General features: G+C 68.5%; 23 protein-coding genes. 8 read left to right on the plus strand and 15 right to left on the minus strand.

Annotated features, from left to right (window positions below):
- Positions 1 to 103 precede the first annotated feature (103 nt).
- The 8 genes from ABZX22_RS42330 to ABZX22_RS42365 form a co-directional block, all read right to left on the minus strand.
- Entirely contained in the window at positions 104 to 1,141 is a 1,038-nt protein-coding gene (locus tag ABZX22_RS42330; RefSeq protein ID WP_354922030.1) for an NAD(P)-dependent alcohol dehydrogenase, read from the minus strand.
- Positions 1,142 to 1,165: 24 nt separating this feature from the next.
- Positions 1,166 to 2,434: a cytochrome P450 gene (locus ABZX22_RS42335; RefSeq protein ID WP_354922033.1), complete on the minus strand. Its 1,269-nt coding sequence runs from the start codon at positions 2,432 to 2,434 to the stop codon at positions 1,166 to 1,168.
- 50 nt (positions 2,435 to 2,484) lie between these two features.
- The gene (locus tag ABZX22_RS42340) at positions 2,485 to 3,888 is read right to left on the minus strand and encodes an FAD-dependent oxidoreductase (RefSeq protein ID WP_354922036.1); all 1,404 of its coding nucleotides are present in this window, start codon (positions 3,886 to 3,888) and stop codon (positions 2,485 to 2,487) included.
- Positions 3,885 to 4,103 carry a ferredoxin gene (locus ABZX22_RS42345; RefSeq protein WP_354922039.1) on the minus strand — a complete coding sequence of 73 codons (219 nt, stop codon included), beginning with the start codon at positions 4,101 to 4,103 and terminating at the stop codon, positions 3,885 to 3,887. Before ABZX22_RS42345 ends, ABZX22_RS42340 begins: the two co-directional genes overlap by 4 nt.
- 191 nt (positions 4,104 to 4,294) lie before the next feature.
- Positions 4,295 to 5,215, minus strand: coding sequence for a diacylglycerol kinase family protein (locus ABZX22_RS42350; protein ID WP_354922042.1), 921 nt, complete (start codon positions 5,213 to 5,215; stop codon positions 4,295 to 4,297).
- Complete coding sequence (locus ABZX22_RS42355; protein ID WP_354922045.1) at positions 5,212 to 5,748, minus strand: phosphatase PAP2 family protein; 537 nt, start codon at positions 5,746 to 5,748, stop codon at positions 5,212 to 5,214. Before ABZX22_RS42355 ends, ABZX22_RS42350 begins: the two co-directional genes overlap by 4 nt.
- Before the next feature lie 148 nt (positions 5,749 to 5,896).
- Positions 5,897 to 6,328 (minus strand): hypothetical protein, encoded by a 432-nt coding sequence (locus ABZX22_RS42360; RefSeq protein ID WP_354922048.1) that lies wholly within the window; start codon positions 6,326 to 6,328, stop codon positions 5,897 to 5,899.
- 272 nt (positions 6,329 to 6,600) lie between these two features.
- Positions 6,601 to 7,251 (minus strand): TetR/AcrR family transcriptional regulator, encoded by a 651-nt coding sequence (locus ABZX22_RS42365; RefSeq protein WP_354922051.1) that lies wholly within the window; start codon positions 7,249 to 7,251, stop codon positions 6,601 to 6,603.
- 144 nt (positions 7,252 to 7,395) lie between these two features.
- Between ABZX22_RS42365 and ABZX22_RS42370 the strand changes: the two genes are divergently transcribed.
- The 3 genes from ABZX22_RS42370 (at position 7,396) to ABZX22_RS42380 (ending at position 9,497) form a co-directional block, all read left to right on the plus strand.
- Complete coding sequence (locus ABZX22_RS42370; protein WP_354922054.1) at positions 7,396 to 7,527, plus strand: hypothetical protein; 132 nt, start codon at positions 7,396 to 7,398, stop codon at positions 7,525 to 7,527.
- Positions 7,528 to 7,595: 68 nt separating this feature from the next.
- On the plus strand, positions 7,596 to 8,645 hold the full coding sequence (locus ABZX22_RS42375; RefSeq protein WP_354922057.1) for a zinc-binding dehydrogenase: 1,050 nt from the start codon (positions 7,596 to 7,598) through the stop codon (positions 8,643 to 8,645).
- Positions 8,646 to 8,690: 45 nt separating this feature from the next.
- Complete coding sequence (locus ABZX22_RS42380) at positions 8,691 to 9,497, plus strand: HAMP domain-containing sensor histidine kinase (RefSeq protein ID WP_354922060.1); 807 nt, start codon at positions 8,691 to 8,693, stop codon at positions 9,495 to 9,497.
- A 50-nt stretch (positions 9,498 to 9,547) separates the two neighbouring features.
- Here ABZX22_RS42380 and ABZX22_RS42385 read toward each other — a convergent pair whose 3' ends face one another.
- Positions 9,548 to 10,003: a tyrosine-type recombinase/integrase gene (locus tag ABZX22_RS42385; RefSeq protein WP_354922063.1), complete on the minus strand. Its 456-nt coding sequence runs from the start codon at positions 10,001 to 10,003 to the stop codon at positions 9,548 to 9,550.
- Here ABZX22_RS42385 and ABZX22_RS42390 point away from each other — a divergent pair.
- The 3 genes from ABZX22_RS42390 to ABZX22_RS42400 all read left to right on the plus strand — a co-directional run bounded on the left by ABZX22_RS42390 (position 9,996) and on the right by ABZX22_RS42400 (position 11,664).
- A complete protein-coding gene (locus tag ABZX22_RS42390) occupies positions 9,996 to 10,166 on the plus strand; it encodes a hypothetical protein (RefSeq protein WP_354922066.1) in 171 nt (56 codons plus the stop codon). The genes ABZX22_RS42385 and ABZX22_RS42390 overlap by 8 nt on opposite strands.
- 354 nt (positions 10,167 to 10,520) lie before the next feature.
- Positions 10,521 to 10,796 (plus strand): ATP-binding protein, encoded by a 276-nt coding sequence (locus ABZX22_RS42395; protein ID WP_354922069.1) that lies wholly within the window; start codon positions 10,521 to 10,523, stop codon positions 10,794 to 10,796.
- Between the two features lie 361 nt (positions 10,797 to 11,157).
- Positions 11,158 to 11,664 carry a F0F1 ATP synthase subunit B gene (locus ABZX22_RS42400; RefSeq protein ID WP_354922071.1) on the plus strand — a complete coding sequence of 169 codons (507 nt, stop codon included), beginning with the start codon at positions 11,158 to 11,160 and terminating at the stop codon, positions 11,662 to 11,664.
- A 450-nt stretch (positions 11,665 to 12,114) separates the two neighbouring features.
- On the opposite strand, the gene ABZX22_RS42405 is transcribed toward ABZX22_RS42400, so the two are convergent.
- A complete protein-coding gene (locus tag ABZX22_RS42405; protein ID WP_354922074.1) occupies positions 12,115 to 13,338 on the minus strand; it encodes an esterase-like activity of phytase family protein in 1,224 nt (407 codons plus the stop codon).
- Positions 13,339 to 14,027: 689 nt separating this feature from the next.
- On the opposite strand from ABZX22_RS42405, the gene ABZX22_RS42410 reads away from it, so the two are divergent.
- The gene (locus ABZX22_RS42410) at positions 14,028 to 14,501 is read left to right on the plus strand and encodes a hypothetical protein (protein WP_354922077.1); all 474 of its coding nucleotides are present in this window, start codon (positions 14,028 to 14,030) and stop codon (positions 14,499 to 14,501) included.
- A 786-nt stretch (positions 14,502 to 15,287) separates the two neighbouring features.
- Here ABZX22_RS42410 and ABZX22_RS42415 read toward each other — a convergent pair.
- The 5 genes from ABZX22_RS42415 to ABZX22_RS42435 form a co-directional block, all read right to left on the minus strand.
- On the minus strand, positions 15,288 to 16,058 hold the full coding sequence (locus ABZX22_RS42415) for a hypothetical protein (protein WP_354922080.1): 771 nt from the start codon (positions 16,056 to 16,058) through the stop codon (positions 15,288 to 15,290).
- 184 nt (positions 16,059 to 16,242) lie between these two features.
- Positions 16,243 to 16,980, minus strand: coding sequence for an iron-sulfur cluster assembly protein (locus ABZX22_RS42420; RefSeq protein WP_354922083.1), 738 nt, complete (start codon positions 16,978 to 16,980; stop codon positions 16,243 to 16,245).
- Positions 16,977 to 18,017 (minus strand): amidohydrolase family protein, encoded by a 1,041-nt coding sequence (locus ABZX22_RS42425; RefSeq protein WP_354922086.1) that lies wholly within the window; start codon positions 18,015 to 18,017, stop codon positions 16,977 to 16,979. Before ABZX22_RS42425 ends, ABZX22_RS42420 begins: the two co-directional genes overlap by 4 nt.
- 1 nt (position 18,018) lies before the next feature.
- Positions 18,019 to 19,053 carry an NAD(P)-dependent alcohol dehydrogenase gene (locus tag ABZX22_RS42430; RefSeq protein WP_354922089.1) on the minus strand — a complete coding sequence of 345 codons (1,035 nt, stop codon included), beginning with the start codon at positions 19,051 to 19,053 and terminating at the stop codon, positions 18,019 to 18,021.
- A 194-nt stretch (positions 19,054 to 19,247) separates the two neighbouring features.
- Entirely contained in the window at positions 19,248 to 19,544 is a 297-nt protein-coding gene (locus tag ABZX22_RS42435) for an IS3 family transposase (RefSeq protein WP_354922092.1), read from the minus strand.
- Between the two features lie 338 nt (positions 19,545 to 19,882).
- Here ABZX22_RS42435 and ABZX22_RS42440 point away from each other — a divergent pair, with 338 nt between their 5' ends.
- Positions 19,883 to 20,518 (plus strand): hypothetical protein, encoded by a 636-nt coding sequence (locus ABZX22_RS42440; RefSeq protein WP_354922095.1) that lies wholly within the window; start codon positions 19,883 to 19,885, stop codon positions 20,516 to 20,518.
- Positions 20,519 to 20,619: the final 101 nt, after the last annotated feature.

Genomic DNA, 20,619 nt, shown 5'->3' on the forward strand with positions numbered 1-20,619 from the left:
CCAAGCCGGCGCTCGCAGCAGCCACTACTGGAAACGCTGGCTCCGGCACAACAAGATCCAGCTATAGATCACAAAACATGACTGTAGTACTAGGCGCCGGTGCTCACGCATGGGGGGTGATGACCGCGCGTCCTTGGATCTTGCCGTCGTGCAGGAGTTGGTAGGCCTCGCTGGCGCGTTCCAGAGGGAAATGCTCGACCAGCATCTTGATCTTCTGCTGCCGGGCAAGAGTGATCACTTCCATCAGTTCGGGGATGGAGCCCCAGTAGGGCGAGGCGACCGAGCACTCGTGCGGTGGGCTGGAGAAGTTGACGGGCAGGGCTCCGCCGCCGAGGCCGACGATGGTCAGGTGGCCGAGCACCCGCGCCATCTGGGCAGCCATCTGCAGAGTCGGGTCCACGCCGACCATGTCCAGCACGAGCTGAGCGCCCTGCCCTCGCGTGATGTCCTTGATCCTCGCGATCGCCCCGTCGCCGGAGAGCAGGCCTTCGTCCGCGCCCATGCGCCTGGCGATCTCCAGCTTGTCGGCGGCGGTGTCCACGGCGATGACGGTGCTCGCCGCGCTGAGCGCTCGCAGAATCTGGATGGCCATCTGGCCCAGGGCGCCCGCCCCGATCACGACCGCGGTCGAGCCCGGCCCCAGCAGGTGCATCGACCGCTTGACGGCGTGATAGCTGGTCAGCCCGGCGTCGCTGAGCGGCGCGGCCTCGCGGGGATCGAGGGCTTCCAGCGGGATCAGGAATCGTGATGCCGGGACCAGCAGGTACTCCGCCATCCCGCCGTCGTGACCACCCAGGCCCCCGCCCATGCCGGCGGTCTTCTCGCAGTAGTTCTCCCTGCCCTCCCGGCAGTTGGCGCACAGGCCGCAGCCCCAGGGACCGTAGACGATCACAGGATCTCCGGGCGCGAACCCGGCGACGCCCGGCCCCGGAGTCTCCACCCACCCCGCATTCTCATGGCCGAGCGTGAAGGGCAGCCTGGTGGCGACCGGTGGCGCGGGTGCCTGCATGATATGCAGGTCGGAGTGGCACGCCCCGGCGCCCCCGACCTTCACCAGGACCTGTCCCGGGCCGGGCTCGGGCACCGGCACCTCCCGCAGCTCGGGCGGTTCTTGCCATTCGACGAGTTGAAAGGCCCGCATAGCGATCCTTTGGTGCAAGCTGGGTCAGTCCCGGATCCCGTCGACGTCGACCAGGACGTGGCGCGGGCCGCGGAAGATCTGGTTGTGGCGGTAGGGCGGCGGATCGGCGACTAGCCGTGGGTTCTCCACGCGACGGACGAACTCGCCGACCGCCACCTGCACCTCCAGCCGGGCGAGCGGGGCGCCGAAGCAGAAGTGGATGCCCTGGCTGAAGCCGAGGTGCTGGTTGTCGGGGCGTTGGAGGTCGAGCTGGTCGGGGTCGGCGAACCGCTGCGGGTCGCGGTTCCCCGACCCGTACACCAGGAAGATCGGCGCGCCCGCGGGGATGGTGGTGCCCGCGATGTCGATGTCCTCGACAGCGGAGCGGGTGTGCCAGAACTGGACCGACGACTCGAAGCGCAGCAGTTCCTCCACCGCGGGCACGATCAGCTCGGGGCGGCGGCGCAGCTCCTCCAGCGCCTCGGGGTGCCGCAGCAGGGTGAGCACGCTGTGGGCGATCAGATTGACCGTGGTCTCGTGCCCGGCGAAGAGAAGGAGCACGGCGTTGCTGGCGAGCACGCCCTCGGACATGCGCCCGTCCGGGCCGCCGTCGTGCACCATCGCCGAGAGCATGCCGGGGCCGGGCCGCTCGGCGTACTGGCCGAGCAGCCCGGCCATGAACTGCGCGAGCTCCTTCACGCTCCGGCGCGCGCCCGCCAGCCGGCTGCGCATCTCCTCGGAGGCCGCCTCCGGGCCGAAGTCGAGGGCGTCCAGGGCGGTCTCGATCCAGGTGTGGAAGCGGGGTTCGTCCTCCAGCGGCACGCCCAGGATCTTGCAGATGAGGGTCACCGGCAGCGGGTAGGCGAACTCGTCCACGACGTCGATCCGGGTCTTGCCCCGCATGCCGTCCAGAAGGCCGGCGACGATGCGGTGGATGTCGGGCTCGAGGTCGGAGATCTGGTGCGGGGCGTCGGTCGGGCCGAAGAAGTGCCGCGTCATCATGCGGCGGTCGTGGTCGTGTTCGGGCGGGTCGCAGGTGATGATGTTCGGCTCCAGTTCGATGACGGCCTCGGTGATCGGCTCGGCCCCCGGCTCCGCCGCGGCCGGGGCGGGGGCACGGGATGGGAGCCTGCGGACATCGGAGCTGACGCGGGGGTCGTGGAGCAGCGTGACGATCTCCCGGTAGGTGCTGACGACGTAGGTGCCGTCCGGCTGCCGGGACACCGGGGTCTTGCGCAGCTCGGCGTAGAAGGGGTACGGGTTGGCGCGGTTGGCGTAGCGCAACGCCTGCTGCCAGGGTGTCTCCTCGGACATGCTGTTCCTCTCCTTCCCGCTGTGCCGCCCGCCTGATACCGAAAGGCGCGTCACTGGCCTCGGGGCCGGAACTCGGCCCTGCGCTCGTTCGGGTCGTGGCCGGTCAGGACGACGTCGGGGATCGCCGTCGGGACACCCGGTGCCGGGAACTCGGCAGGCACCGGCTTCATGACGTCCGGCCGGTCCCAGCCCGGCGGCGGGGGCGGGAACGGAGCCGACTGCTCGATCAGCCGCGCGTAGTACTCCAGCCATTTGCCGTGGTCGAAGGTGACGGCGGCGACGATGCGGCCGCGACGGCCGTAGGCGGCCGCGAAACTGCGGTCCTTGACCGATCCCTGCGTGAAGACGATCTCGTCACCGAACGGCGGCACGCCGACGGACTTGATGTTGACGCCGAACTGGCCGGACCAGAAGCCGGGCAGCAGCAGATGCGGCCGGTAGTGGGGTTCGAGGTTCACCATGTTGTGGGCCGCCACCTCGGCGCCGAAGACGGCGTTGTCCCAGTGCTCCATCGCGAGGAACTGGTACTCGTACAGCACGTGCGGCATGCGCGCCACGTCTCCCGCGACGTAGACGGAGTCGGTCACCACGCCGTTGATGTCGAAGGCTCGGCCACCGGCGTCGCAGCCTACTCCCCAGGGACCGGCCGCCAGCCCGGAGCCCTGCAGCCATTCCACGTTGCGGATCGACCCCAGCGCGGCCAGCACCACGTCGACCTCGACGGTCGTCCCGTCCGAGAGCCGGGCGCGCCGGACGTGTCCGGCCGCGTCGCCCTCCAGCGACGCCACGCTCACCCCGCAGCGCAGGTCCACGCCGTGGTCGCGCTGCATCTGCGCGGCGATCTCGCCGATCACCCCGCCCAGCGCCCCGACCAGGGGAGCCGGGCCCCGCTCGGTCAGGGTCACCGGGATGTCGAGTTCCCGGCAGACGGAGGCCACCTCCGAGCCGATGAACCCGCCGCCGATGACCAGCACCCGCGACGGTCGCGCGGCCAGCGCCTGTTGCAGCCGCGCGGCGTCGTCTCGCGAGCGCAGCGCGAAGACACCCTCCAGGGCGGCCTCGGCCGGGTTGGGCCACTGCCGCGCGCGGGTCCCGGTGGCGATCAGCAGCCGGTGGTACGGGACCTGCTCGCCGTCGGCCAGGCGTACCTGTCTGGCGACGCGGTCCAGGCCGGTGGCGGCGACGCCGAGCCGCCACTGCGCGTCCACTTCCCGGAAGCGGGGCAGCAGGGTGTGGTCGGCCGGCACCCAGCCCTTGAGCACCTGTTTGGACAACGGGGGACGGTCGTAGGGCTCGTACAGCTCGTCCCCGATGATGGTCAAGGACCCGCTGAAGCCCTCCTCACGCAGGGCTTCGGCCCCCCGCAGCCCCGCCAGGGAGGCGCCGACGATCACGATCCGTCCGTTGGCCTTGAAGTCACTCACCAGCTCAGCGAGCGTCGCCGCCAGGGTCATGACGCCGCACCCCGCTCCGCGCCGTCCAGCCGGTCGATCATGATCGCTCGCACCGGGCACGCCGCGGCGGCTCGCTCGACCTGCAGGCGCCGCGCGTCGTCGGGGTTCGGCTCGTAGGTGAGAGCCTCCGTACCGGTCAGTCTGAAGACCTCATGGGCCAGATACACGCACTGCGCGTATCCCTGGCAACGGTTCAGGTCCACGACGATACGCATGGACAGCCCCCCTCCGTCCTCGCTCATCCGGCCATCGAAGCTGCCATCCGGCCACGTCACGGGGCTCCAGCCCGCACCCGATGGCATCGGCACCGAGGTGCGCCGGGCCGACCCGCCACAAAGCCGATTTTCCGCCCCCGATTTTCATCCCTACAACCACTGCCAGGGAAAAGATGCTGGGGACTATGAGATCAACGGCTCTGCGGTACTCCGGGTCGTCGGCGCGGCAGCAGGAGCCGCAGGGCGCCCGGCCGGATGCCGCACGTCGCGGGCAGGCGGAGCTCCACTGCTTCCCCGTCGATCCCGGCCGGGAGGCGCCCCGCGGGCCCGTCCAGCCGGACCTGCGCCGCCGCCCAGGCGACGATGCCGGTCTCGGCCGAGGCCCCGATGGCGTGCCGGCGCAGGTCGCGGCGCAGGCGTACGAACAGGTCCGGCGGTGGCGGCCCCGCCGGGCGTTTGAACACGATCGCGCCGAGCAGCCCCGAGGCGAGCGTGAACCGGCGCCCGAGGTGGCGCGGCGTGCCGAGGTGGTAGGCGTTGTTCGACACCAGCACCACCTGCGGGTGCTCGATCCTCTCTCCGGGAGCCTGCACGCTCGCCTCGACCCACTGCTGGCCCTTGAGGTATTGGGGGGCGATCTCGGCCAGGGTGCGTGCCTTCGCCTCCCGGTACTCGGGTTCCAGCAGGGCCTCGGCGTAGATGCCGAACGAGACGTTGTTGACGAAGACGTGCGAGTCGACCACGCCCAGGTCGACCCGGACCGGTTCACCGTCGTGCAGCGCTTCCAGGGCCCGGGCCGGATCGCCGAGGTCGAGGCCGAGATCGCGGGCGAAGTGGTTGCGGGTGCCCGCGGGGATCACCACCAGGGGAAGGCCGGCGTCCGCGGCCACGGCCGCGACGGCCGACACCGTCCCGTCTCCGCCGGCCACCCCGAGCACCGCGGCCCCGTCCGCGACGGCCTGCCGGGCGATCCCTGCCGCCCCCTGTCCGGGACCGGTCGTGCGGACCGTCGCACCGTACCGTCCGGCGCGCTCGACGAGCCGGAAGCGGCCCACCTTGCCGCCGCCCGAACCGGGATTCATGACCACGACGACCCCGGCATCCGTCGTCACGACGCCCGCCTCCCCGGGCAGGAACCGGTCGGCACGCGCGCGGCCACCCGCCGCACGGTCCAGCCGCACAGCGCGCCGGTCAAGGCCCCGGCCGCGACGTCGGACGGATAGTGCACCCCTGTGTGCACCCGCGCGTAGTCCACCGCTCCCGCTGCGACATGCAGCGGGAGCCAGGTCCATGGCACTGTCTCGCCCATCGCCGACGCGAACGCGAACGCCGAGGCCGTGTGCCCCGAGGGGAACGACGCCGACACCGGCCGCCGGACCTGGCGCGCCCCCAGGACCGCGCGGTGGCCCGACCGGGTGGGCCGCCGTCTGCCGGCCAGCGGCTTGAGACCCGCGTTCGTGACCGCCGAGGCCATCCCCACGGCCAGCACACCGAGACCTGCCGCCTGCCGGCCGCGACGGCCGTCTACCAGGGCGACCACGGCGGCCATCAGCAGCCACAACCGTGAGTGGTCAACCGATCGAGACACGCCGACGAAGAACCGGTCGAGGCTCGGCGTCCGGGTGTCGGCCACGGCGTCGAACACCGCCTGATCCAGTGCGCGTACCTGCGCCTGCACCTCGGCCAGCCACCGGAGGCGGTTGACGCCACGACCGCTGCCCTTCTCGGTGCGCGCGGCGTCCGGGCGGTGCCTGTCGACCAGGTGCAGGATGCCGCAGTCCGTCGAGCTCCGGCTAGGATCCCGCCGTCGTGGCGAGCCGGTCCGCGTAGGCGCGGGCGTCGATCGCGTTCAGAATGGTCAGCTCCGCATTGTCGATCGCCCACTCGGCGAAGTCGACCGCGTCGGCCGCGTCGGCCTCGGCCCAGTCCGCCTCGCCAGCGGCGAGCTCGGCGTCCACCTGCCGGTTGCGCTCCTCGATCCGGGCCTTGATGTCGTCCATCTTGGCGCCGGCATCGGCCTTCAGCTGCGCCCACTTGCTCCGGGCGTCGGCGGCGGCCTGGTCGGCCTTTTCCCGGGCCTCTTTGCCGGCCTGGGCCAGATCGGTCTGCGCCTGGTCGATGCGCTCGACGAGCTGCTCACGGGACTCGCCGGCGGCGGCCTCCACGGCCGACCTTGCCGCCGCGAGGCGCTGTTGCAGGCTCTCGAGTCGTTGCGAGAAGTCCATGGTTCCCTCCTCCACTGTGCTGCATCATGTCGCTGACCGCTCTGAGCACCCACCTCCGCGGTGCGGTGAAGATGCCGAGGTGACCACCGATGGTGACCATCGTGACGCTCGGAAGGCGGCCGCCGGGAAGGGTAGCCCCTGCACTCTCCAACCGTATGTGGCGCTCTGAACTGCGAAAAGGGCGCTTTGGAGGGATTTGGAGAGGCGTGGGTCAGTCCCATACGGCGGTCCGGTTGCGGGACGGTACACATCCGGGGTGAGCGCTGACTGCGCTACGCGACGGCGTGAGGGAGAAGCCGGTCGAGGTCCGGCAGGGGACGCCGCGAGATCTCATGCGCCTCGTCGGCGGGGACGCCGAAGGTGCGCAGGAGGTCTTCGGTGATCTGGTCGGCGGCCTGGGTGTCGTCGCGGTCGGGCTCGGTGTGCAGGAGCTGGCCGAGGCACAGGGCGGCGCCCGCGGCGATCACGAAGGCGAGTTCGGGGTCGGCGACGGTGAAGCGGCCGGTCCGGACGCCGGCGTGGATGTCGCGCCGGGCGCGCGGGGCGATGCCGTGTGCGGAGGTGGCGATGGCCGGACCGGTGTTGAGCAGGACCTTGCTGAGCTGGGGTCGGCGGCGGTGCAGGCGTCCGGTGAGCCGGAAACTGCAGGCGAAGACCTCGGCGGGGTCGGTCATGTCGCGGGTCAGTTCGTCCAGGACTGCGCCGTGCCGGTCGAGGGCGTCTTCCACGGCGGCCCGGAAGAGTTCGTCCTTGCTGGAGAAGTGGTTGTAGAAGGAGCCCATGCCGACGTCGGCGGCCTGGGTGAGGTCCAGGATCGCCGCGCTGGTCCTGCCGTCGGCGATGAAGGTCTGGGCGGCGTGGATGAGCGCGGCGCGGGTGCGCGCCTTGCGCCGGTCCAGGCGGGTCGGTGCGGCGTCGGCCATCTGTCTGTCTCCCGTGGGCTGTGGTGCGACCTCCACTGTAGTGGGATCCGTCAGCAGTGACGAATTCCTCACTACGACTTGGGAGAGTCATTGCACAAGTGACGGTATGGTCCATAACTGACGAAATCGTCACTACGTCGGCAGGTGGCGCCCGCCGTACGAGAAGCACTCGCCGCAATCCACCGCAGCCGCACCGGCGGCGACGCCGAAACCGCCCAGCAGTGGCTCGACCAGCTCGAAGCGGACGGCCGCTACCAGCAGGACGTCTTCGCCTGATCCCGTTGACGGCGGCCCGAGCCGGATGCGGCCGCACACCACCGAACACACGAGAAAGTGAGACCGCCATGGACACCATGCTCGCCGGACGCTTCCACCTGGACAGCGGGAAGTTCCTCGTGGAGGAGGTCCCCGTCCCCGTGCCCGGCCCAGGCGAGGTCCTCATCGAGGTCAAGGCCGCAGGCGTGTGCCTGTCGGACCTCCACCTGATCGATGGAACCCTCGTCCCCCTGTATCCCGACGCCTCCAACGCCGTCACCATCGGTCACGAGGTCTCCGGCGTGATCCACGCCCTGGGCACCGGCCTCAAGCGGGGCCTGACAGTGGGCACCCGCGTCACCCTGGAGGCCGGGCAGAGCTGCGAGCAGTGCGCGGACTGCGCGCGTCGCCGCCCCTGCGCCGAGGTCCGCACCCGGGGCATCGATTACGACGGCGGCTGGGCCCAGTACGCCATCGCCCGCGAGGACACCCTCGTCCCCATCCCCGACGAGCTGCCGTTCGATCAGGCCGCGATCATCCCTGACGCGGTCTCCACCTCCTATGCCGCCGTCGTCGACACCGCCGGGGTGCGCCCGGCGCAGGCCGTGGGCGTGTGGGGCGTGGGCGGAGTGGGGGCGCACAGCCTCCGCATCGCCCGCCTGGTCGGGGCCGCCCCGATCATCGCCGTCGACCCGCTGCCGAATGCCCGGGAACGCGCCCGGGCCTTCGGAGCCGACGTCGCCCTCGACCCGGCCGCCGTCGACTTCGCCGAGCAGATACGTGTCGCCACCGCCGGGCGGGGTCTGGACTTCGCCTTCGACTGCGCCGGCGTGCCGGCGGTCCGCGAGCAGGCCGCCGCAATGCTCGGCCGGCACGGCGCCCTGATTCTTGTGGGCATTACCCCCAAGCCACTCACCATCAGCGAAGGCCTGACCTTCAACTACCTGGGCAAGCAGGTACGCGGCCACTACGGCGGCTTCCCCGAGTCCGTCCCCGAGCTGGTGCGGCTGGCCGCGGGCGGCCGGCTCGACCTGGCTCCCTCCATCACCGACCACATCCCTCTCGCCGACGCCGCCGAGGCGATCCGCCGGCTGGAACACAAGATCGGCAACCCGATCCGCCTCATCCTCGTTCCCTGAAGACGAGAGACGACCGGCCCAGCGCCCAAGAGAAACGACAGCGACATGTCCCACCTCAATCCGACGACCACACGCCACGACTCGCGCCTGGACCTCACCGACCCGTACGTCCTCCAGAACGCGGCCACCAGCCGCGATACGGCCCCCGGCATGCTGAGAGGAGAACTGGAGCAGCAGCTTCAGAAGAGCCGGCACTTCGCCTCCGACGCCTCGCACGAGATGCGCACGGCCCTAACGGGATTGCGGGCCGAGCTGGAGGAGGCCCGTCTCCATCCCGACCAGACCGATCTCCCCGAGCTGCTCACCGGGGCGCTGAAAGGCGTCGACCGGTTGGATGCGATCCTCACCGACCTGCGCATTCTCGCCGAGATGGAGACAGGTCCGGCCGTGGAGCCGCAGCAGATCGACCTCGCGGAACTGGTCCGGGACGAGGTCTCCCGCCGGGGCGATCGCCTCAGGGTCCAGCTCTGGCTCCAGCCAGGCGTGATTGTCCGGGCAATCCCGATCCGCATCGCCCGGCTGCTCACCAACCTGCTCGACAACGCCCAACGGCACGCCGAGCGGACGGTCGAGGTCCGGGTGAGCCGCGTTGGCGACGACGCCGAGATGACGGTGACCGACGACGGAGGCGGAATCGCCGAGGCCGAACGGGAACGGATCTTCCAACGCTTCACCCGCCTGGGCGCCGCACAGCGCCTCGACCACAAAGGCACGGGCCTCGGTCTGGCGATCGCCCGCGACATCGCCCAGGCCCACAGGGGCACTCTCCACGTCAGAAAGTCCGCGACCGGTGGTGCCTGCTTCGTGCTACGGCTTCCCTCAGCACAACGGCCCACATCACGACCGCAGTAAATAAGTGAAGGTTTGTCGCTGGGGGTCGGTGCCCCAGGTCGCGCGGGTGCTCACGCATCGGAGGCCTTGTCGCGCCGGTAGAACACATGCCCGATCAGGCTCTTGTTGCGGTCCTTGTAGCGGAAGGTGGTCGCGATGGAGGCGTGCTGCGCGGCGGCCTGGACCTCCTCTGGCCGGGCTCCGGCGTCCAGGAGTTCGGTGATGGTGGTGGCACGCAGCATGTGCGGGTGCAGCGCCCGGGCTTCGCTCGCGGGCATGCCGCCGGCGATCGCGGCCGCGGTGAGCGCGGCACTGATCCACCAGCGGTCGACGGGCGTGCCGTCGTCGCGGGTGAACAGCAGCTCGGTGGCCGGGCGGCCCGCGCCGAGCCGGTGCACCAGCGTGCGGCCGAGCTCGCTGGTGATCGGCAGCTCCACCGTCTTGCCGCCCTTGTTGATGAAGCGCACCACGATGTGCCGGCTGCCGTCGGCCACGGCCACGGCCACGGCCACGGCCACGGTGCGCACGTCGCCGACCGCCAGGCGGCTCACCGCGCCGGCCCGGCCCGGATGCGATGACCGCTCGGGCAAGCGTCTCTTCGAGGAGGGGATCGCGCAGGTCCCGCTCAAGCTGCTCAAGTCCGCTCAATTCGCCACCGGTGTGCTGCACCTGACCTACGAGAGGGCCTGACGTGGAGACCAGGACCTCGCGGAGAAGCTGGGCGCCGACACCACGGTCCGGGTCTCCGGTCCCGAGCACGGCACCCTCATCGAGCCCATGCCCGATCGCGCCCGCCAAAGATGCGAGTTGAGCGTCGGTCCGCAGGTGCGACCCGATGCGCCTGTCGAGTTCTGTATGGAGATGGTTGATGGCCGAGCGGGCCAAGGTGAGGCCGGCTGATGAAATACTCTCCCGGGAGTCTCTTTCTCGGTACTTGGCGCAATGGTCCAGGGATACTGGAGTCAACGTAGAGATATGGGCGCTCCCGGATGAGATCGTACCGATCCGTGTCATGGCGGCGATCTCCGCCTGCATCGCCGAGGCTTGTCCAATATCGAACAACACAGCCAAGCTCGCACCGTCTCTGTCGTCATCACGGTCAGTCCATCCGGCTTGAGGCTGACGATCAGCGACGACGGATATGGGTTCGAGAAGCTTCGTCCTGGCTTGGGGATCGCTGTGATGCGGGCCGCGATGAAATCGGTTGGCGGAACCTTCGGCATCAATGGCACGCCGGGTGGCGGTACCACGATCAGCGGCGCAGTACCACGTACGCGCTGGTCGATCTATCATGTTTACTACGTGTATGAGTGCTTGTAGGCTCGTCTTGTTCGCGGCCCAGCCGCACCTCTTGATCTTGGTCGAGAATGTCTGGGACGTCTAGTACTCCCGTGACACTCGACTTGGCCGCGAGTCCCTTCCATCCGTCCTGTACCGGGGTCCGGATTACCAAACCGGTACCCGCCAACCTCCGACGCGTTACTGCCAAATACTGAGCGGCTGTGGGCCAACCCCTTCACTCGTTGTCTCTTCGCCGGGTGTGCTGTTCGAAGCGAGCAGTGTGGATACCTGTCGGCTCCAGCACGGATGCGGGATATTTGTTTAGTTCGTGATGTCGATGTACGTCGGCGGTTCGCTGCGTATGGGTCCTCTGACAACCACGCTGACGAAAGGTCCTCTCGTGAACCCCCTCTCCCCGGACAACTACTACGAGCCCGTTATCGGACTCGTCATGTTCCTCGTTACTCTGTTCGTCATCGGTAAACTGTTTGTACCGCGCTTACAGAAGACGCTGGCCGAGCGGGCTGACGCAATCGACGGCGGAATCATGCGCGCAGCGGAGGCCCAAGCCGAGGCCCGGAATCTGGAGCGGCAATACCGCAAGCAGCTGGAAGAGGCCCGGCGCGACGCGGCGCTGCTGCGGGAGGAGGCCCGCGAGCAGGGCGCGCAGATCAGGGCTGAGCTCCGCGCGCAGGCGCAGGCCGAGGCTCGCCACCTCATCGGGACGGCGCACGCCCAGATCGAGGCCGACAGGCAGGCGGCGTTCGCCCAACTCCGTACGGAGATCGGCCGTCTGTCGACCGACCTGGCGGGCCGCATCATTGGGGAGCCATTGGAGGAGGACGTGCGGCATACCGGCACCGTGGCGCGATTCCTGGACGAGCTGGAGAACCGAACGGCCTCGTGAGGTAACGGTCCGACCGTTGGCAAACGCGCGGCAGACCGATCCGCGCGGCACCTTCATCGAGCAGGGCTACAGCAAGCGCGGCGAACCCATCGGCCGCACACTGAAGGGGTGGACGGCAGTCCGGCCGCCCCCCAGCCCGCCGCCGACGTGGTGCTCGATCCCGCGGCTACGACCCGGGCGGCAGGCGTCCACCGTGGATGCGATGGGCCGCAAGACCGCCTACGCCTACTGGATGGACAACCGGCTCCTGCAGAGGATCGCCGACGGCGCCAAGCTGAACGGGCCCGGCCACGCCGGCGGACGTGGTGGAGCCGGCCGAGTACGACCCGGCCGGCAACCTGACCCAGCAGATCAACGGCGGCGGCCTGGTCACCACCGAGTTCGTGGTGCCCAAGGCGTGAGGCGGCGCCGGACGGGGCTCGGGACAGACCCTTCCGGCGCCTCTCAGGACTACCGCTTCGGGAATCCGATCACGATCATCTCGGTGGCGTCCGTCTTGCCTGGGACGCGGCCGGCGCTGTCCGGGAAGTTGTTGTCCTGCATGACGGCGATCCTGTTGCCCGGCAGAGGGAGCAGCGCCTCCACGGACTGCAGGGGGAACTTGAAGGGGTCGCCGAGACCGTAACCCCCGGCGGGGTCGTCCGAGCCGATGTGGGCAGGGTTGCGCAGGTTCAGCAGGTCGGCTACCTCGGTTTTGACGAGGTAGCCGTCTGCGTCGGTCTTGCGCCGGTCGATCAAGTAGACGCGCTTGAAGGTGGCCTTGGGCCCCTCGTCGTCCTCACGCTCGATCAGGATGGCCCGGTTGGCGTCGAGGGTTTGCATGTCGGCGATGCGGTAGTCCTCGCCGTCCGTCCGGTACTGCCAGGAACGACCGGTGTATTGGTTCTGCTGGGTGTCGAACTCGTAAATGTAGCGCCGGAACGGGTCGGCGTCGTTGGTCAGCCGGCCTTCCACCGCGGGGTAGAGGAAGCGTCCGTCGGGGGAGGAGGCGAGGGCTTCGAAGCCGCGGCTGCCCTGCACCGTCGTGGGCTCGCCGTTCGCCAGCGTCGGGTTGTTCGGGGATTTGAGTGAGGGGTGGGCGATCGGGGCCTGCAGCAGCTTGCCGGTGCTGTCGAAGTGCAGAAGGAACGGCCCGAACTCGTCGCCGACCCACATTGACCCGTCGGGGGTCCGGGTCACCGACTCCGGGTCGAAGTCGCCGCCGGTGAGCAGCCGGTCCGCGGTGTTCTCGTTGACGATCTTGAAGGGGATCTTGTGGTCCGGGTCGGCGAGCGAGAGGAACCGGCCCACGTCGATGGTCCCGGCTCCGCCGCCGGCCGTCTCCCACCGTGGCGTGAAGTGGTAAAGCCGCAGCAGGAAGTCCACCGAGTTGCCCTTGGTCCCGAAACCGTTGTCGGGCATGGCCCAGAACGAGCCCTTGCCGTCGGGAAGCATGGACGAGATGCCGAGCACCAACTGGCTGGGGTAGGGAGGCGTCATGCCGTTGTTGGGGTCGCTGAAGGCGCCGGTGGGTGGGCCGGGGGCCGGGGCGTAGGCGGGCAGTGTGGCGCGGGCGAGCAGGGTCGCGCGAGCGGGGTCACCCGGAGGCGAGGCAACCTTGCCGGCGGCGAAGGCGGGGGTACCGACCAGCATGAGCGCCGCGGTGGCCAAAAGGATGAGAGGGCGACGTCGCACATTTTCTCCTGAGGAGCGGACCAGTGATGGGGCATGGGCGAGTCGGATCAAATCGGTCGACTATTAACTGCGGTTACGGACTTGATGGCGGCAGGCCGTAGGGGTGGCGAAATGCCGGTGACATCCGCTGGTCGCGCCGTCCGGACCCGTGCCGTCCGCCTCCGTCCTGCGGGCCGATCGGGCGGTGACGACCAAGCTCCGTTCCACGCGCTGCCGCGCGTCGGGATGGTCAACCTGGCCCAGATCATCGGCGAGGTCGACCCCGTGCTCGAACGTGCCGACTCCGCCGACCACCTGGCCGCCGAAACCGGCAGCGCCTCTCTTCTTTCACGTGTGGCATGGCGGCCGCCTGTCGCAGCATGTTGCGACATCGCCGTGACGCCGATGAGATCGTCACCCCTGTCCGCGATGCGACATCGAGCCCGGCTCGGCCCGCGGAACCCCACCCCAAGCAGGGGCGATGAGGTCGAGCATCACGATGGGAACGGCCATTGGTCTCACGGCATGAACAAACAACCCACAACATCTCCGAGGTTTCCCGCGTCCGACTGACTATGACCTCACTTACCGAGCGCACGAGCCACCCAAGAGCCCGCCGATACGAAGTCTGGACCAACGCCGCCGCTCTGGCCGCCTGCCTGACGGTCGTCCTCGGCGGAGGTACCGCCAACGCAGCCACCGTGGACAGCGTGGCGGCACAGGCCGGCGCCACCATCGCGGCGGATGCCGCCGGCCGGCTGGACCGGGTCGACTGGGCGTCCGTAGTGGAGCCGGCGCTGAACTGCCCCAGACCGGGGCCGCACGCCACCTGGTACGTCGTGCGCGCCCGCGTAGCGGCCGTCGGCGACCTTACCCGTGACGGCAGGCGTGAGACCGTCGTCGTGTCGTCGTGCCCGAGCACGACGTCGAGCAATCCCTTGATCGCCTTTGTCTACGACGGAGCCTCCAAGCCCTCGGCTCCGCGCTTGCTCGGAAAACTCGGCAAGAACCGCTACTTCAAGTCCCTGAAGGTCGCGATCCGGGGCGGGCGTGTTCACCTGCACGGCGAGGCGCTCAGCGACCAGGCCCCCAGATGCTGCCCAGACCTGATCGTCAGCCAAACCTACAGATGGGACGGCACGCAGTTCCGCAGGGCGGCGGAAAAGGCGAACCGCATCACGTGACCGCTGACAGGTCGGGCGTGTTGCACGGACCGCTAGTGCGGGGACGGCAGGCGGCCGGGGTCCGCGGTACTGGCCGAAGGGAGTGGCACCAGGTCGGACTGCCGATCGGTGTCTGGTTCGTACCGGTCAGCCGGATCTCGTAGGCGATCTGCTCACCGAACATCCACACGACTTCCTGACAGTGGCGGGGGGGGGGGGGGGCCGCCGCGCCCCCCCCCGCCCGCCCCCCCCCCCCCCCCACCCGCGCGCCCCGCCCGCTTCATCCACCCCGCCGGGCACGACTCCGCTGCTGAGGGCGTCGAACAGACGCTCCAGGCGGGCACGGCGGTCGTCTGCGATGGTGCCGGCCGCTTCTCCGGCGATCAGGCGCCGGGCGGTCTCCACCAGCACGGCGATGAACGGGCGGTCTCCACCAGCACGGCGATGAAGAAGGCGGCGAGCAGCGGGGCGTCGCCGTCGAAGGCCGGGTTGTGTTCGAGCTCGCCGGCGCGAGTCCGTTGGAGGTCGGAGGCGAATCTCGCTGGCGCGGGCGACCAGCGCGGGTGAGGCCGCTACGGTCCGGAAGAAGGGGACGGACCCGTCCTTGCGGCCGAACAGGGCGTGCCGCTTCTCGATGAGACGGAACGCCGTATCGCGCAGGGACTGGAGCACTCCGGCGTCCGGGGCGCGGTCGCGTACCGCTGAGCGCAGGATCGACGCCGTCGACCTCGCGGTCCAGGCGGAGGTCCTCCTTGCGCGGGAAGTGCTTGAAGACCGTCACGGCCGAGACCCCGGCTGAGAGCCCGCTCAGGGAGTGGGTGTGGCCGCCTGACTCGTCGTTCGCGCAACCCATGTGCGAAGGGTTTCCGACTTGTGCCAGTGCTGATTGAAGTAGTCGGTGAAGTACTTGGCCGCCTCGGGGTCTTCCATGCTCATTCCCCTGATTACCTGCTCCGTTCCGCCGGAGAAGGCCAGGAAGACGACGCGCTCGTCGACGATTGCCATGTTCAGCAGGTCCGCCTTGATGTCCCACTCCACCACGTGGGCCTCGTAATTCTGAACTTCGCAAGTCTGGTCGAAATGGGTCATTGCCCACTTCCGCATCGCGTCAGAGTTCACACAGATCAGGCGGCGGACGGAACGAGAGGAGTTACCTCCGGCCCAGTCAAGCACGGCGTCGAAGTACTGCTTGGCCTCCTTCTGGGCCAGGGTGCTTGGCGGCGCTTGCCGTACGTACCAGACGTCGAGCTGGTTCTCCGCGCCCCGGAGGATCGCTGTGCGGAGAGCGCTGTAGAACTCGGCGTTGTTCTTGTAGCGGCGGAATTCTGTGCACTGGTGGTTGGCGAGCTTCTCCAGGGTCCGGTCCATGCCACGTAGAGGGAGGAGACACCGCAGAATCGCGTAGAGCGCTACGAAGATCAATGGCAGGAACGCGGCAGGCGGCCAGTCGAAGACGGCGCCCAGAACGCTTGCGCCGACAACGATCACGCAGACGACAGTGATGATGCGGTCTTCGATGCGGTCGAGTGATAGAGAAGCGAGAGACTTGCGCTGGTTGCGCGGGGGAGTCGCGTCCATGCTGTTGCCTTCCTCGTTATGCTCCAGTAGACGCTCAGAATCGGGAAGTAGTTCCAGGCGCTCTGTTCGTGCGGCTCAAACGGCTACAGATCACGACGACACCGATCAGCGCCGTTGAAGAGAAACGGACATGTTGTCAGCGACGGCCGAATTCTGATTTCCGTGATAGGCCCCGTTGAGTGGATCACGGTTCGGGTGTTCCGGCCGGTCGCCCAGCCTGATCGCGAACATCCGCAGCGTGTTGATCAAGGAACTGATCGGGGTAACGCGTGTGGAGGAGTCCGCGGCAGAAGTCGGCGTTGCCCTCGATGCTGACCCGCACGGCACGGGCGAAGCGCAGCCGCAGCGCGGCCTCCTCGTCGGGGATCGGCTCGCCGCGCTCGTCGAGAAGCAGCGGCGACTGCGGCGAGCAGTCCAGCCCGAGTTCGGCCCTGCGGTGAAGCAGCCGCGCCAGCTCCGGGGACGGCGGGACCTCGCCCAGCCGCAACCGCGTAGGCGGCAGGCCCTCGGCGGTCAACCGGGTGCCCAACCGGTCGAGGCTCGCCAGGTAGGCCTTGCGCCGGAACGTCAGGCGCAGCTCGTCAGGCTCTCCGCACGCCTCGCCGGGGAAGGACCCGGTGAACCCCGCCCCTTCCGAGACAGCCGCGTTGATCTCGTGGGCCGCGAAATGGTCCTCCAGCCGGACGTCCACCGCGACCACGCCGGGTACCGCTCGTACCGCGTCGCAGGCGTCGGCCACCATCAGGTAGGCGAAGTTCGGCGCGCAGAAGTACGTCGGCAGGCGGAGCCGTACCGAGACGTGCCCCTCGTGGACCTCGGCCTCGCTGACGAACCCGAGCTCGGTGATCGGCTCGTCCAACTCGGGATCCCGCACGGTCGCCAGCGCGTCCCAAACGTCGCGGTCGAGGGACGGCACGCTCATGCCGGCACCTTCGGCCCGGACCCGACGGGCTCGTCGCTGCCCGCGTGGGCTTCCACGATGTCCAGCTCCGGCGGTACCGGGATGTCGTAGAGCCGGGCGGCGTTGAGGCCCAGGATCTTCTTCTTCACCTCAGGGGTGAGCTCGCCGTACTCTCCGCGCATGTCTTCGGGGATCTGGAAGTCCACGAAGCGTTCGATGAGCCACTTGGGCGTCCAGATCGCGTAGTCGCTGGCGAAGGTGATCCGGTTCTCGTCGAGCCAGTACAGCAGTTCGCCGATCACCTGGGCGAAGTAGCGCGGCCTGGTGTGAATGAACGGCATCACGACGGCGAGCCCGCCGTAGACGTTCGGCTCCTGCGTGGCGATCCAGCAGAAATCCTCCAGCCTGGGCAGCCCGCAATGCTCGACGATGAACGTCAGCTCAGGGAACATGCTCGCGACCTCGTCCACGTCGGCCACGTCGAACGCATCCAGGTTGAGCGGGTAGATCGTCGGCCCCTTGTGGACGTGAATGTTGCGGATCCCGAGTTCCTGGCTCTTCTCGAGGTATCGGTAGGACCACGGGTCGGTCAGTTTCCAGCCCTTCGAAGCGCCCTTCCATTCGGCGGTGTAGAGCTTGACCCCTTTGAGGTTCCAGCGCTCCGCCAGCGCCTCGAGCCTTTCGAGCCCCGCCTCACCGTCGCGCGGATCCCACGACCCGTTCACGATGAACTTGTCCGGGTACTTCTCCGCGAGCACCCCGTCCTGCTCGGTGGTGTTGAAGCCGTCCACGAAGAAGTCGTTGAGGTAGGTCGGCTGGAAGATGGCCTTGTCCACGTAGCCGGCCTCGAAGACGTCGTGCAGGATCCGTTCCTCGCTCTGCTGCCAGAATTCCTCCAGCGGCCAGACCTCCGACGCCGGAGAGAGATTGCGGTGGTAGTCGTAGAAGCAGTTGATGAAACCCTCGCCATAGCGGTTCGCCTGATTCGACGGCTTGGCGTCCCAGAAATGGATGTGCCCGTCGACGACGAAATACTGCCGGCCATCCTTTTCGTACATCTCAGCTCCTCGCGGGTACGAGAATTCCCCGGCCTTGCAGACGGCCGCTGTCCAGGTCGTCCATGGCCTCGTTGACGGCTTCGAGGGGATATTTCCTGGTGTGCAGATGTACTTTTCCCTGCGCGGTCAGGGCCATCAGCTCGTCCAGATCGTTGTACGAACCGACGAGGTTGCCGATCACGTTGATCTCGTTGGAGATGATGTCGATGGTGGGGATCTCGACACGGCCCCCGTAGCCGATCACGAAGTAGGAGCCCGCGCGGCGCAGCATCGCCACGCCTTCGGCTTCGGTGCCTCCCTCGCCGACGAAGTCGAGCACGACGTGCGCGCCGCGCCCGCCGGTGAGGTCGGTGACCGCGTTGAGCTGGCTGCCGTCGGCCGGCACGGTGTGCGTGGCGCCCAACCCCTTGGCGAGCTCGAGTGCCGCCTGCGACCGGTCGACGACGATGATCTCGGCCGACGCCATCGCGGTCAGGCACTGCACGCCGATGTGGCCCAGCCCGCCGGCGCCGATCACCACGACCTGCGTGCCCGGGTAGAGCAGCGGCAGCGCTTTGCGTACCGCATGGTAGGCGGTCAGTCCCGCGTCGGCCAGCGCGGCGACGTCCGCGGGCTCCATCGAAGGATCCAGCTTGACCACGGACCTGGCGTTGGCGAGGAGGAACTCGGCCATGCCGCCATCGGTGTCGATACCGGGGAACTTCGCGTTGGCGCAGTGCACGTCGTCGCCGGCGCGGCACGCGCGGCACAGCCCGCAGGTGACGAGCGGGTGCAGGATGACCGCGTCGCCGGGCTGCACGCCCGTCACGGCCGAGCCGACATCCCGCACCCAGCCGGCGTTCTCGTGCCCGATCGTGTACGGCAAGGCCACGCCGGACTTCTCCGCCCACTGACCTTCTACGATGTGCAGGTCCGTGCGGCACAACCCGGTCCCGCCGATCTCGACCAGCACGTCCAGCGGCCCGCTGATCTTGGGCTCGGGGACGTCCTCGACCACCGGGCGCTTGTTGTACTCGTGAAGCCGTACGGCTCTCATCGCCACTCCCCGACCAACGAAAGGCTGTAGCTCGATCGTTGGAGGGTCATCGGGTACGGTCAATGGCCGAGAATTCACGGAGCCGGAATTTTGCCCGATATTTCACAAGGTCGGAATTTCGGGGGCGACATGGGCAACTCCCGGCCCTCTACAGGCGGGATGCCGAGGTTCTCGATCGAGGGCAGCTTGGTGTGTCATCGTGCACGGAGCAGTCCCATCAGTACAGGTGGTCGACAGATCCGACGACGGCGGGGATCGCGCTCGACGCGCCTGCGGTTGACGATCTGGCCACGCTCACGCAACTCGGCAGTGATGCGCGGCGATCCGTAGGTGCCCTCGTGCTCGGGACGCCTCGCCGCCGGTGCCGGCACTCTTCGGCCTGCGTCCCGGCCGGCCCGCCTCAACCCGCTCCGCGCGCGGACCGGATCCAGTTCCGGAACGTCTCGGGGCTGATCCCCAAGTCGGTGGCGATCCCTGCGCTCGTTGCTCATGACCTGGACTCATACAGCGCCGCCGCGTCCTTCTTGAACTGCGGTGGATAGTTCTTCATCCCCAACGGGACACTCTCCCGAACTCCCCGAACCGGCAGGGTTCAGGGTCTCAGGTGTCCAGCCCCCGGGCGGAACGCCCGAGTTCTCAGCGGGCAGCCCGTGCGGCTGAGGCAAGGCACTCGCGGAGCGCGTGCTGGAATTACTTCGGAGAATTGACATTCTGACGAGTAATCCGTGAGGTCGTCAGAGGAGATCCATTTCGACCCTTGTCATTCCCTGCAAGACTGTCCGCGCCGTGCCTCCACCGCGTCGGACCCTGAGGGATGGAAAGCTGACAGATGCGCCTTGACATCATCCGGAGATTCGCCGCTTGGGCGACCATGAACGCCGACGGCATGATCGCCCTTGCCCTTGCTGTGATCGTAGCCGTGCTGGGCGCAACCGTCGATGAACTGCCCCCTGGACTCACTGAGAGCGCCACGTTGCTCGTCATGGCCCTTGTGGGGACCACGGTCCTTCGCGATCGGGCCTCCTTATCCTGGCGGTTCGAACAACTCGAAAACCTGATCAAAGAGGCATCCCCCACGCTGCGCCGTAGGTCGGTCACGTCCGAAGACGACGACCTCGATCAGCGCTTCCACTATCTGGCCGAGCGGCTGGAGGACACTTTCCAAGAACTGGAAGAGCTTGAGAATGCGATGCGGGCGCGCGCCGCCATGGCCCGCAGGCTCGCGGCCGAAGCAGAGTCCAACAGGCGTGAGGCCGAGACGAGTCGTGAAGTAGCGGAGCGGCGCCAGGAAGAGGCCAAGGCGTTCGACCTCCTCCTCCAGAGCAAGATCGACGATGTGGCAGAGCGTGTGGAGAAGCGCGGCCAAGGCACCCAGCGGCGGTACATGCTCTACGGCGTCGTCCTCGGGGCCACAGCCGCCATCTTGCTTGACGCGAGCAAGTCTCTGTGGGCGTTCTGGACGTAACCCAGCCCCACCGCTTCCCGGACACAGGGCCGCTCAGGCGTGCGGACGTGAGGTCTGCCCTGGTAGTGGCAGTGTCGGGCTGTCCGTTGGTGACGGCGGCA

This window comes from Nonomuraea sp. NPDC003804 (assembly GCF_040610675.1).
Lineage (GTDB): Bacteria > Actinomycetota > Actinomycetes > Streptosporangiales > Streptosporangiaceae > Nonomuraea.